Origin of the sequence: Streptomyces sp. NPDC052109, from assembly GCF_040680195.1 — a bacterium.
Taxonomy (GTDB): domain Bacteria; phylum Actinomycetota; class Actinomycetes; order Streptomycetales; family Streptomycetaceae; genus Streptomyces.
Genome location: NZ_JBFAWF010000037.1, coordinates 22,498 through 34,399, shown reverse-complemented (window position 1 = coordinate 34,399; position 11,902 = coordinate 22,498). Strand labels below are relative to the sequence as shown.

General features: G+C 70.6%; 9 protein-coding genes and 1 pseudogene. 3 read left to right on the top strand and 7 right to left on the bottom strand.

From position 1 onward, the window contains the following. The first annotated feature begins 62 nt into the window (after nucleotides 1–62). The gene (locus AB0L59_RS40125; protein ID WP_365592554.1) at nucleotides 63–824 is read left to right on the top strand and encodes a CDP-alcohol phosphatidyltransferase family protein; all 762 of its coding nucleotides are present in this window, start codon (nucleotides 63–65) and stop codon (nucleotides 822–824) included. Nucleotides 825–899: 75 nt separating this feature from the next. Here AB0L59_RS40125 and AB0L59_RS40120 read toward each other — a convergent pair whose 3' ends face one another. The 3 genes from AB0L59_RS40120 to AB0L59_RS40110 all read right to left on the bottom strand — a co-directional run bounded on the left by AB0L59_RS40120 (nucleotide 900) and on the right by AB0L59_RS40110 (nucleotide 2,601). After that, on the bottom strand, nucleotides 900–1,610 hold the full coding sequence (locus AB0L59_RS40120) for a YcnI family protein (RefSeq protein ID WP_365592552.1): 711 nt from the start codon (nucleotides 1,608–1,610) through the stop codon (nucleotides 900–902). A gap of 39 nt (nucleotides 1,611–1,649) precedes the next feature. Further along, the gene (locus AB0L59_RS40115) at nucleotides 1,650–2,348 is read right to left on the bottom strand and encodes a hypothetical protein (RefSeq protein WP_365592549.1); all 699 of its coding nucleotides are present in this window, start codon (nucleotides 2,346–2,348) and stop codon (nucleotides 1,650–1,652) included. Nucleotides 2,349–2,427: 79 nt separating this feature from the next. Further along, complete coding sequence (locus AB0L59_RS40110) at nucleotides 2,428–2,601, bottom strand: hypothetical protein (protein WP_365592547.1); 174 nt, start codon at nucleotides 2,599–2,601, stop codon at nucleotides 2,428–2,430. A gap of 756 nt (nucleotides 2,602–3,357) precedes the next feature. Here AB0L59_RS40110 and AB0L59_RS40105 point away from each other — a divergent pair. Beyond that, on the top strand, nucleotides 3,358–3,618 hold the full coding sequence (locus AB0L59_RS40105; protein WP_365592544.1) for an ATP-binding protein: 261 nt from the start codon (nucleotides 3,358–3,360) through the stop codon (nucleotides 3,616–3,618). Between the two features lie 21 nt (nucleotides 3,619–3,639). Here AB0L59_RS40105 and AB0L59_RS40100 read toward each other — a convergent pair whose 3' ends face one another. Continuing rightward, nucleotides 3,640–5,478, bottom strand: coding sequence for an adenylyl cyclase (locus AB0L59_RS40100; RefSeq protein ID WP_365592542.1), 1,839 nt, complete (start codon nucleotides 5,476–5,478; stop codon nucleotides 3,640–3,642). Between the two features lie 599 nt (nucleotides 5,479–6,077). Between AB0L59_RS40100 and AB0L59_RS40095 the strand changes: the two are divergent. Continuing rightward, nucleotides 6,078–6,706: pseudogene (locus AB0L59_RS40095) on the top strand (YceI family protein); the annotation flags it as partial. Between the two features lie 940 nt (nucleotides 6,707–7,646). Here the strand turns inward: AB0L59_RS40095 and AB0L59_RS40090 are convergent. From AB0L59_RS40090 to AB0L59_RS40080, 3 genes are all read right to left on the bottom strand, one after another. Beyond that, the gene (locus AB0L59_RS40090) at nucleotides 7,647–9,524 is read right to left on the bottom strand and encodes a discoidin domain-containing protein (RefSeq protein WP_365592540.1); all 1,878 of its coding nucleotides are present in this window, start codon (nucleotides 9,522–9,524) and stop codon (nucleotides 7,647–7,649) included. 126 nt (nucleotides 9,525–9,650) lie between these two features. After that, entirely contained in the window at nucleotides 9,651–11,015 is a 1,365-nt protein-coding gene (locus tag AB0L59_RS40085) for a GH1 family beta-glucosidase (protein ID WP_365592538.1), read from the bottom strand. A gap of 29 nt (nucleotides 11,016–11,044) precedes the next feature. Beyond that, entirely contained in the window at nucleotides 11,045–11,884 is an 840-nt protein-coding gene (locus AB0L59_RS40080) for a carbohydrate ABC transporter permease (RefSeq protein ID WP_365592603.1), read from the bottom strand. Nucleotides 11,885–11,902: the final 18 nt, after the last annotated feature.

Below are 11,902 nucleotides of genomic sequence, written 5' to 3'. Positions count from 1 at the left end.
GTGCACAGGCCGCGCACAGTACGCGGCGTGATCGACTCTGTCACTCGGCCGGAGGGTGTGCGGTGGCCCTGAACAACACGTATGACGCGAGGCCCCAGCAGGAGACCGCGGTGGGAGCGGGCATACAGCTCCTGCTGCTGGCCCTGCTCGGCACGGCGATAGGCATGGGGCCCGCCGGCTGGCTGACGGGGCTGGCGTTCGCGTTCGCCACCTGGGCGGTGCTGGCGCGCGCCCTGCACCGCTCCTGCCTGCGCTCCTTCGGTCCGGCGAACCGGGTCACGCTCGGCCGGGCGACCCTGGTGGGCGGGGTGACGGCGCTGGTCGCGGACTCCTTCGAGAGCTCGCCGCCGGTGACCCTGCTGGTCGGCCTGACCGCGGTGGCCCTGCTCCTGGACGGTGTCGACGGCAAGGTGGCCCGCCGCACCGGCACCTCGACGGCGCTCGGCGCCCGCTTCGACATGGAGGTCGACGCGTTCCTGATCCTGGTGCTGAGCGTGTACGTGGCCATGCAGCTCGGCCCGTGGGTGCTGCTGATCGGCGCGATGCGGTACGCCTTCGTCGCCGCGGCCCGCATGGCCCCCTGGCTGAACGCCCCGCTGCCGCCGTCCTTCGCCCGCAAGACCGTCGCCGCGGTCCAGGGCATCGCCCTGCTCCTGGCCGGCGCCGAGCTCCTCCCGCACCTGGCGAACCTCGCGATCGTGCTCGTTGCCCTGGGCTCGCTGCTGTGGTCCTTCGGCCGGGACGTGCGGTGGCTGTGGCGCACCTCCCGCATCACCGTGGAGGCGGCGGCCGGGACGGAGCTGCTGGAGCTGGCGGCGCGCTGAGCCGGCGTCTGTGGCAGCGGGAAGGGCCCGGACCGGTCACCGGTCCGGGCCCTTGGTGTCGGGGCGACGCGGTCGTTACGACCGTGCGGCCCGGCCCCGTACGAGGGCGAACGCTGCGGCCGCGAGACCGAGGACGCCGACGACCAGCCCGGCGATGCCGAGGCCGCGGGCGGTCGAGTCGCCGGCGTCGGTGGCCTTGGCCGTGGCGGCGGCGGTCTTGGCCGGCGCGGGCACGGCACCGGCGTCACCGGCCGTCAGTTTCAGCACCGGGGCGGGGTTCTCCGGCTCGTCGCCGCCGGTCGGCTCCTCGATCCAGCGCACGACCTTGCCGTCGGAGTAGGTCTGCAGGGTCTTGAAGGCCAACTGGTCGGTGTCGTCGGGGAGCTGTCCGAAGGCGACGTCGAAGTCCTCGTACTCCCCGGCGCCGATCTTCCCTCCGCTGAAGGTGATCTCGGAGGCGGCCTCGGTGATGGTGCCGTCGTCGGTCTTGACCGGCGTCTTCAGCTTGGTGGTGGTGACCTTGGCGGTCCAGCCGTCCTGCGGGTGGACGAGCACACCGAGGACGGGATGGTCGGTGGGCAGGAAGACCTGCACCTTGGTCGTGAAGGCCTTGTCCTCCTCGTTCGGGACGCGGAAGGTCAGCACACCGTCGGTGGCTCCCTTGGCGTAGCTCTCGGGATGCACGGTGACGTGCGCGGAGGCGGCACCGGCGGCGAGCAGGACGGTGGTGGCGGCGAGGGCGGTGACGGCCGCGGCGCGGCGCGCGGTGAGACGTGTTGCGGACATAGGTGAATCGATCTCCGTACGAGTGACGTGTGAGGGGTGTCAGAGCGAGTACGGGATCGGGGGCGGGGGTCCGCGTCTGCTGACGGCGTGCCGCAGCAGGGTCAGGCGCAGGAACTCGGGCGCGGCCGGGACGCACGGAGCGGGACCGGCGGGGTCGGGCAACGGGGTGTCGCGCCACCAGGCGGTGAGACCGGGCACGAGCGCGGCAGCCCGGCGCAGCAACGACCACAGGGCCGCCTCGCCCCGCCGCAGCCACCAGGACGCCGCCAGGGCGGCGAGGAGGTGGGTGGCGGTGGCGTGGGCGGTGAGGTGCGGATGAGCCGCCGAGTGCGCGTTTGACATGACCATGGCATGGGCCATGACGTGGTCGGGCGCTATCGGGGCGACCGCGTGCGCCTGCATCGGGGCCATGCCGTGCGCAGGCATCGTGCCCATGGCGGGGCCCGGCATCACCGCCATGTGCGCGGCCCAGAGGCCGGTACGGCCGGATTGGGCGGCGTCGAAACCGAGGTGCAGCCCGGCCTGGGTGAACAGCATGACCGCGCCGATGCCGGGCAGCGACCGTTCCCGGCCACCGAGGATCCAGCCCAGCGCGAACACGGCCAGGAATCCGGCCCCGTCGGCCCCCAGCGGCGGCATGGCGCCCATGGCGAGCCCGTGCCCGGCGGCAGCGAGCAGCACGCACACCGCGGCGAACACCGCGGCACGCAAGGCTCTCACCGCCGGGGACGCGCTCATGGTGAGGGATCCTCCCACGGTTGGGTGATACGTGGGGCGACGGTGCCCGGTTCATTCACGTCGGTGTGGGCCGGGAAGCTCAGCTCCTCACCCGCGGCGCGACGCACGTACGCGGGGTGAAGATCCAGACGCCCTTGGTGTGCGTCGCTCCCAGCACACGGCCGCTCTCGCGCAACCAAGGGTGACGGCTCTGCAGTTCGATGTAGTTGTCGTTGGTGACGACCACCGCACCCGATTCGTCCGCGATGGCCACGACCAGGGCGTCGCCCCTGCCCTCCGTCCCGCGGGCGGCTGGATGACCTCCCCCTTGCTCAGCGCCGCGTCGACGGCGGGCCGCTCCTCGTGCGCGACCTTGTGCCGGAAGGTCGCATCCACGACGACATGGATGTCGGCGTGCGGAAACTTCTTCGCGAGCGCGTCCCGAGCCCTCAGCAGCTGCGCGAAGCTGGGCCGGTCCTCTTCCCCGTACACACCCGGGCGGCTGGGCGCGTGCCCGATCCACGCCAGGTTGGAACCGTCGACCACCACCGTGTGCACCTCGTCGTCCTGCCCCGGCTCACCCACGCGCGAGCGCGGTGCGGGCGGCACGGGCCGGCCGTCAGAGGACTGCGCGGAGATCAACGGCGACGCGACCGGAGTCGCGCTGAGCAAGTCCAGGATCCGGCCGCCGGTCGCGGCATGACCTGGCCTCGGATCGTGCCGCGGTCCGCTTCGGCTACCGCTGCATGATCGGCCCCCGAGGGCGAGTCGGCAGGTGATCCGCTACCGAATGCTCTGCAGAAGATTCCCGGAAGCAGAGACGGTCCAGAACGACCGCCGCGCTCCAGCCTCGCCTGGCAGCACCTTCAACTGCCTTCCGAACGGGGTCACGACGCCCGTCCCTTTCACCATGCGCGTCAGGTCGCCCCGCGCGGCGCCCCCCTCCCCAGGCCCCTGTGCGGCAACCCGCTCGACACCTGGGACACGACAGCGACGCGCACGACGCCATCACCCTCGTCGCTGCCGAGCTGTGCGCCACGGACACACGTCACCGGCCGCGACTTCCGCGTCCTTCCTCACTGCATCCTCGGCCGTCGGCACCGTACGGATCGAAGTCACCCACATCCTCGGCGAACGCCTCCCCCGCCTGCCCACCCACACTTCGGAGGCCGACCCGCGCGACGGCGGGCGCGGCCTCCTCCTCGTCGAGGCCCTGGCCGACCGCTGGGGCTGGGGCGACCGTGCCGACGCTGGGCCCGGCAAGACGGTGTGGGCGGAGTGCGCCCTGTAGGCGTCAGCGCCTGGGGGCGCATCACACGATGCCGGCGCCGTTCGAGTACGACTTCATGTTGTAGGTTCCGAAGCCGTTTTCGACGGGGTCACCCGTGTTGTTGATGCAGTGCAGGATGCCGCCGCCGCCCGCGCCGTTGAGGCAGACGGTCATCAGCGAGGTGAAGACGACGCCCGGGGTGTCGGGGACCTCGTAGGCGCGGTCGGTGTAGATGTTCGCGTTGAGGTCGAAGTAGGCGTAGCTGCCCAGGCCCCACGCGTGGTGCTCGGTGACGTGGTCGCCGACCTTGTAGGCGGCGAAGCCGTTGGTGCTGCCGTGCCTCCAGGCCGACTGCGTCGGGACGTCGTACGGGTGCTCGTTCTGGAAGAAGTAGGTGCGGCCATGGTTCCCGTTCCAGAGCACCTCGTAGTTCTGGTGGTGCTCGACGAACAGGCCATAGGTGGTGACCCGGTCGCCGTTGACGAGGAAGCCGACGCCCGCGGGGTTGACCGACCAGCCGACCGTGCCGTCGAGGCCGTGGTCGGCGCGCCAGGCCCAGACGTGGTCGACGATCACGTCGTTGCTGTCGATCTGGATGCTGACCTGGGTGCCGCCGGGGACGGCGCCGCCGATGCGCGGGAAGACGTCGAAGAGCGCCGTGGGCTGGTGCGCGTGGTTCTTGCGGGTGTGGCCGTCGCCGACGCGCAGCAGCACGGGGCAGTTGGCGGAGGCGGCTTCGAGGATCACGCCGGCCACGGAGACGTCGCCGATGTCGGCGACCTCGACGAGCGAGTTGCCCTTGACGGCCTGGAGGGTGGCCAGGCCGAGGCCGAGCACGACGGTGCCGGGCCGGGAGATCCGCAGCGGCGCGGACAGCGGGTAGATGCCCGGGGTGAGCAGGAGGTGCTTGCCGCGAGCGAGCGCCGCGTTGATGCTCGTGGCGGAGTCGCCCGGCTGTGCGACGTGGAACTCGGTCAGCGGGATGCTGTCGCCGGCGGCCCGCCCGCCGGCCCAGGAGGTGCCGGTGCTGTCGCGGCGCAGCGCGGGCACGAAGACATGGTAGGCCCCGCGGCGGTCCACGGTCAGGAACGGCTTCTCCCGGACCACCGGGGTGCGGTCGACGGTCGTGTAGGGCGGGGTCGGGAAGGACGTGGCGGGTGCGCCCTGGACGCCGACGAAGACCATGTTCCAGTTGGCGCCGGTCCAGCTGCCGATGGTGTCGTTGCGCGACAGCCACTGCTGCTGCGAGCCGGAGTTGATCTGGCCGTCCACCACGCTGTCGGCCAGGAAGCCGCCGCTGGACCACCCGTTGCCGGGCGGGCTCGGCATGAGGATCATGTCGCCCTTTACGTGGACGCGGCGCATCGGCCCGGCCTGGGCGACGGCCCAGCGATCCAGCCCGTCCGGCGGCACGATGGTCAGGTTCTCGGCGGCCCGCCAGAAGTCCTGGGTGCCGTTGCCGTCGAACCACTGGGCGTCGACGGTCACATGACCGTTGATGACGACGTCCTCCGGGCTGGCGCCGAGGCCCAGTACGTGGGTGTAGAAGCCGACGTTGATCTCGACGTTGTACGTGCCCGGCTTGAAGGCGAGGGCGTACCGCTCGGTGCCGAACTGGTTGGACTGCTGGACTGCGAACACTGCGTCGATCTGCGCCTGGATCGCCGCGTCGCCCATGGACGTGTCGAAGACCAGGACGTTCGGCCCCAGACCGGCCGTCCCGTGGCCGGCGGCGCCGTGCCCGCCCGCGCCGCCGACGGAGGCGGCGGACGACGCGAAGGCGGACGACGCGAAGGCGGATCCTGCGGTAGCGTCGGCCAGCGGCACCGCTGCGGCAGCGGCCGCCGCCCCACGGAGCACGGCACGACGAGAGGGAATCACGGACACGGCTCTCCCTGAAGGTGGTGGGCAAACGGGACCGCGGCTGGTCCCCAACCGCGAGAGAGCGCTCTCAGCCACGGAGTGAATCATCGCCGGTATGCAGCGTCAATAAGTCTGCACCAATAACAAGTTGGGAAGTGCCAGGCGGTCAGCTGCCGTGGCCCCAGTGCGCGAAGACCGCGCCTGGCCCTCTCTCATCCGCCCGGATTGAAGCCGATCCCCTCAGTCTTGGCCTCTGCTCCAGGCGCCTGCGCGCCTCTGCCGCGGCGCCGAATGTGTGAGGGGCGTGATGGAACACGGGGTCGCACGTCAAGGAAGTGGCACTTCACATGTTCTTCGCCACAGCAGTTCTGCAAAGCATCGGATCCGAAAAGTCGCGACGCGGTCCGCAATCAGGGCGTCTCATGGTGGTCGTGCGCGTTGCATGAGCTTGGCGCGCATTCTCCCGACCGAAGAAGGCTCCTCATACCCTGCTCTATGCAGCGTTGAATAGTTGATCTCATCGCGTCTGCAACCAGTCTCGGATAGGTCTTGGCGACCCCGCACGCCGATAACCGTGCGCCGCGCTGTAGTGACACATGTGAAGAAGGGCGAACAGCATGGCCCTCGGACTGCTCCGACGCCGGCGTTCCCGCAGCGCTGCCGATGCCGCGCCTCTCGATACCCCTGCCGACCGGCGCGGGCGCCTACGGCTGCGAGGTCGTGGATCCCATGGGTCAGCCCACGGGCGGCGCCGAGATCACGGTGACGGCGTTGGACGGCCATCGCGTCGTCGCAGCCGCCGGAGTCGTCCTCCCACCGGCGCGCAGCGCCCTGCTGCCTGCCCGTCAGCTGGAACTCCCGTCGGCCAGCACCTGGTTGTTCGACTTTCCGCACACCGCGATCCGGTTCATCGCCAAGCACGTGGGCGTGGCCCGCGTCCACGGCCGTTTCACCCGTTGCGACGGCGGCATCCGCATCGCACCGGACATGCCCGACTCCCAGGTCTCGGTACGCATCGACGCCTCCAGCATCGCCACCGGCAACACGTCCCGTGACAACCACCTGCGTTCCGCGGACTTCCTGGACGTCGAGCGGCACTGACGAACACCGAGCCGCACCGCGAAGACTTGACCCTCAGCTGGCGCTCGATGCTGGCACCGGCATCGCGGTCGTCGGACCGACCGTGCAACTGGAACTGGACGTCCAGGCGATGTACCGCACCCCCGAGACTCCCACGCCGCCGAAGTGGGCACCTCCCCCGGCACCGGCGGTGGGCGTGGCTGCGGAGCACGACCGTCGCACGTCCGCCGGAACCGGGTTAAGCGCCGTCCACCCGCAGATCATCCACTTGACGGGCGGACTGTCAGCGCGGCTCTCAAGCCGTCCCTGTCCATCGCCCGTCAGGCCCGGCACGCCGGCGTTCCAGGTGTGGGCCGCGTCGTCCAGCGGGCGGACCACGGATCGGCGTATCCAACGGCCGGCCACGCCGAGGACGACGGCCGCCAGCGGCCGCAGAAGCCAGCATCCGTGAAGGGATACGGTGACGCATACTTCCCGTCTGTCGCCGTCACGGCACGGACGGCGTACAGCGCGCGCCTCCGCCCGCGCCCACCGGTGGTCGGCGCGTGCCGTGGCCGAAGCGGAGTGCGAAGCGCCTTCGGCGTCCGCTGCGGTCCACCAGTCGTCGATTGGCACCCCGTCGAACAGCGACCAGCCGCCGACCTCGACCAGCCGAGGGCGGTCGAGGCTCTTCAGTACGGCGTGCGGTTCCACTTTCCCGTCGTCCGACGCCATGGCGAGCGCCAGTCGGACAGCGCGGGGGTCCCACTCCTCGATCGCGATCACGACCGTTTCGACGCTGCTCACACCTCGCGCGTCCTCGCGTCGGCTCCCCTCCTCGTCGCCCTCCTCCTCGTCCTCGTCCGAGATGAGGTATTCGGCTTCCGGCCGCAGGTGCCGTCCACGGGTGAGCCGAATACCCGGGATCAACTGTCCGTCCGGCAACGTCGGTCGTAACCCTTGCACTTGGCTTTCCTCCACCAAGGAGGACCACGGCGAGGGCGTCGACGAGCCAGGACAAGGGACCGGTTCGACGACCAGGCAATCTCAGAACACGCTGCCCCGGACGACCGGTCGTCGGCACCGGAGAAGGGAGGTGCTCTCAGCCGGAGGAGCCTTGTCGGACCTCACCCCTTCTGCTCCACCCGCACCCAGTCCACCTCCGCCTGTACTCCCCCGCCCGCGATCTTGTCCACGCTCGGCTGCGGCAGTCCCCAGTAGGGACTGGTGACCTTGTTCCAGCCCGCCGGATACGCGCCGCCCAGCGCGAGGTTGAGGATCACGTACTGGTTGTGGTCGTACACCCACTGCCCCCGCGTCGACTCCAGCACATTGCGGGTCGTCTCCTGGACCAGGCGGTCGTCGACGTAGAAGCGCATCGCCGTCGGGGTCCATTCGACGGCGTAGGTGTGCCACTGGTCGGCGGTGCCGCCGTTCGGGTAGGTCTGGCGTTCGCCGATGTTGCCGTCCGCCGAGTAGCCGGGGCCGTGCAGGGAGGTGCTGGTCCAGTCCGGGTAGCCGATGTTCTCCATGATGTCGGTCTCTCCGGAGGCCGGCCAGGAGACGGACGGGTCGTCCACGTTGGACCCCAGCAGCCAGAAGGCGGGCCAGAAGCCGTCGCCGACCAGCAACTTCATGCGGGCGCTGACCCTGCCGTACGTGAAGTCGACGTGGGTGTGGGTGTCGATGCGGCCCGAGGTGAAGTCGTAGGTGCCGCCGCCCGCCTGGGTGCAGCCCTTGCAGTACTTGGCGTGCAGGATCAGTTCGCCGTTCTCGACGCGGACGTTGTCGGCCGAGTCGACGTACGCCTGCGACTCGCCGTTGACCGGGCCCATCTCCGTGCCGGTGCGGACCACCCGCCATTTCGAGCGGTCGAGTGCGGTGCCGGTGAAGTCGTCGAAGAAGGTGGTGCGGTAGGTGCCGGACTGGTCGGCCGGCAGGGCCGGGTAGGCGGCGGAGGCGCTGCCGCCGGTGCCCCAGACCTGGAACTCGTAGAGGGAGTAGCCGAACTGGGCGGTGGCCGGCGCCGGGTTGTAGAAGGAGCGGCGTTCCTTGCCGAGCATGCGGACGTAGCGGCCGGTCACGGGCGAGGGCAGGGTGATGCTGTCGTGCAGGCCGGTCGCGTCGGACGGGGACTGGACGTTCGCGCGGCGGGCGGCGATGTCGGGGGCCGACGGCTCGTAGACGGTGCGCCAGGTGCGATTGTCGTCGGAGACCTGGAGCTGGTAGTCGACGGCGTACGCCGCCTGCCAGTACAGGTCGACGGTGTCGATCGTCGCGTTCGCGCCGAGGTCGACGGTGATCCAGCGGTCGGCGTTCCAGTCGCTCGCCCAGCGGGTGGCGTCGTCCTTGAGGTTGGCGGGCCAGCCGCCGTCGGTGACGTAGGACGGTGAAGTGCCGGCGTCCTGGTAGTAGTTGGAGTAGGCCGGGTGGTTCAGGGCGAGGTTCGTACGGGTGCTGGACGCGGGCGCCGGTTCGCCGCCGTAGACCTTGAACGAGTAGAGCGAGTAGCCGTACGGCGTGGCGCGCTGGATGCCGCGCATCCGGACGTAGCGGCCCACCACCTCCTGCGGGTACGTGTGCGCGGTGACCGAGCCGCCGGTGCCCGCCGTCTCGGTGTAGAACGGCGTCCAGTCGGTGCCGTTGTTCGAGGCCTCCAGGACGTAGCGCTTGCCGTACGCGGCCTCCCAGTCCAGGACGACCCGGTCGATGCGGATCGTGGAGCCGAGGTCGAGCTCGATCCAGGCGTCGTCGGCGAAGTTGCTGGACCAGCGGGTGGAGCCGTTTCCGTCGAAGGCGAGGCCCGGGGTGGTGCCGGCGTTCTCGCTGCCGGAGGCGGTGGCGGCGGCCGGGTTCGCCGCGTAGGCGGTGGCCGCGCGGTCGGTGTCCCAGCTGACGGCGGCGGAGGCCGCGGAGGCGGGGGTGGCCAGGATGGGGCCGCCGCCCAGCAGGGCCGTGGCGGCCAGGGCGGCCAGGAGGGTGCGGGGGACGCGACGGGATGGCATGTGAATCTCCTTGTGGGGTGGAGGTGCACTCGCGGATCTATGTCACGTACATGACACACTTGCGGGTCGTGCGGGCCCGGCGGGCACGGGCTCCCTTCCCGTGCCCACCGGCCGGCCGGGCCCGGCTCAGGCGGCCCGGCGTGCCTGGCCGCGGTGTACGCGGACGATGTCCCCGTACCGGTGTCCGCTGCCCTTGATCGTGCGCACCTGGGTGCGGTAGTCCACGTGGACCAGGCCGAAGCGCTTGTCGTAGCCGTAGGCCCACTCGAAGTTGTCCAGCAGGGACCAGGCGAAGTAGCCGGCCAGCGGGGCTCCCTTGCGGGCGGCCGAGGCGCAGGCGGCGAGGTGGGCTTCCAGGTAGTCCTGGCGCTCGGGGTCGTCGACACTGCCGTCCGGGCGGACCACGTCCGGGAAGGCGGAACCGTTTTCGGTGACGTAGATCTTCCGGGCGCCGTACTCCTCGGTGAGCCGCAGCAGCAGCGTCTCGATGCCGCTCGCGTCGATCTCCCAGTCCATGCCGGTGCGCGGAACGCCTTCGCGGCGCACGTTACGGACGTACGGCGCCGGGCCCCCCGGCGCGTCGGCGACGTACGCCGGGAAGTAGTAGTTCAGGCCGAGCCAGTCCAGCGGCGTGGCGATCGTCTCCAAGTCCCCCGGGTGCAGCGGCAGTTCCACTCCGTAGGTGTCGACCATGTCGGCCGGGAAGCCGCGGCCGTGCACCGGGTCGAGCCACCAGCGGTTGACATGGCCGTCGTGCCGGCCGGCGGCCGCGACGTCCTCGGGGCGGTCGGTGGCCGCGTACACGGTGGAGAGGTTGTTGACGATGCCGACCTGCGCGTCGGGGGCGGCGGCCCGGATGGCCTGGGTGGCCAGGCCGTGGCCGAGGAGCAGGTGGCAGGAGGCGCGTACGGCGGCGGTGAGGTCCGTCCAGCCGGGGGCCATCGTGCCCTCCAGATGGCCGATCCACGCCGAGCAGCTCGGCTCGTTCAGGGTCGCCCAGAGCTTGACGCGGTCGCCGAGGCGGGCGGCGACGGCCGAGGCGTACTCGGCGAGCGCGAAGGCCGTGTCCCGCTCGGGCCAACCGCCGCGGTCCTGGAGCACCTGCGGCAGGTCCCAGTGGTAGAGGGTGACGGACGGGGTGATCCCGGCCTCCAGCAGGGCGTCCACCAGCTCGTCGTAGAACGCCAGGCCCTCGGGGTTCACCGGTCCGGTGCCGCCGGGCAGCACGCGGGGCCACGCGACGGACAACCGGTAGGCGTTGACGCCGAGTTGCCGCATCAGGCCGATGTCCTCGCGCCAGCGGTGATAGTGGTCGCAGGCGACGTCGCCGGTGTCGCCGTTCGCGACCTTCCCCGGGGTGTGCGAGAAGGTGTCCCAGATCGAGGGCGTACGGCCGTCCTCCGCGACGGCCCCCTCGATCTGGTACGCCGCGGTGGCCGTGCCCCACAGGAAGTCGTGCGGGAGGGCGGCCAGGTCGATGCGTTCGGACACGGAAGTCCCTTCGGGATGCGAGGTGTCGGTCACTTGACGGCACCTGCCGTCAGACCGGCGACGAGATAGCGCTGCAGCAGCAGGAAGCCGGCCACCACGGGCACGCTGACGACCAGCGAGGCGGCCATGATCTGGTTCCAGTAGACGTCGTTGAGGGTGGAGTAGCCCTGGAGGCCGACGGCGAGGGTGCGGGTGGCGTCGTTGGTCATGACGGATGCGAAGAGCACCTCGCCCCACGCGGTCATGAAGGCGTAGACGGCGACGGCGACGATCCCGGGGATCGCGGCCGGCACGACGATCCTGAGCAGCGCGCCGAGCGGCCCGCAGCCGTCCACCAGCGCCGCCTCGTCCAGGTCGCGCGGCACCGAGTCGAAGTACCCGATCAGCATCCAGATGGAGAACGGCAGCGAGAAGGTGAGGTACGTCAGGATCAGACCGCCGCGGGAGCCGAACAGGGCGATGCCGGTGGCGTTGCCGATGTTGACGTAGATCAGGAACAGCGGGAGGAGGAAGAGGATGCCCGGGAACATCTGCGTCGACAGCACGGTCACCGTGAAGACGCGTTTGCCGCGGAAGTCGTAACGGCTTACGGCATAGGCGGCGAACACCGCGATCACCACGGAACAGACCGTCGCCGAGCCCGCCACGATCAGCGAGTTCGTGAAGTACTTCGCGAGCGGGACCGTCGACCAGATGTCGATGTACGGGCGGATGGTCAGTCCGCTCGGCAGCCAGCGGAACTTGCCGGTGACGTCCGCGAGCGGTTTCAGCGAGCTGGAGACCATCACGTACACCGGGATCAGCACGAAACCGGTGAGCAGGGTGAGGAAGATCCGCCTCGACCACAGGAACGAACGCGGGGGTGCCATCGGCGAGTTGCGCGTCGG

Bases quoted from the DNA above. Each gene is read 5' to 3' on its own strand.
- AB0L59_RS40080 (WP_365592603.1), bottom strand. From the start codon at position 11,884: ATGGCACCCCCGCGTTCGTTCCTGTGGTCGAGGCGGATCTTCCTCACC.
- AB0L59_RS40115 (WP_365592549.1), bottom strand. From the start codon at position 2,348: ATGAGCGCGTCCCCGGCGGTGAGAGCCTTGCGTGCCGCGGTGTTCGCC.
- AB0L59_RS40090 (WP_365592540.1), bottom strand. From the start codon at position 9,524: ATGCCATCCCGTCGCGTCCCCCGCACCCTCCTGGCCGCCCTGGCCGCC.
- AB0L59_RS40120 (WP_365592552.1), bottom strand. From the start codon at position 1,610: ATGTCCGCAACACGTCTCACCGCGCGCCGCGCCGCGGCCGTCACCGCC.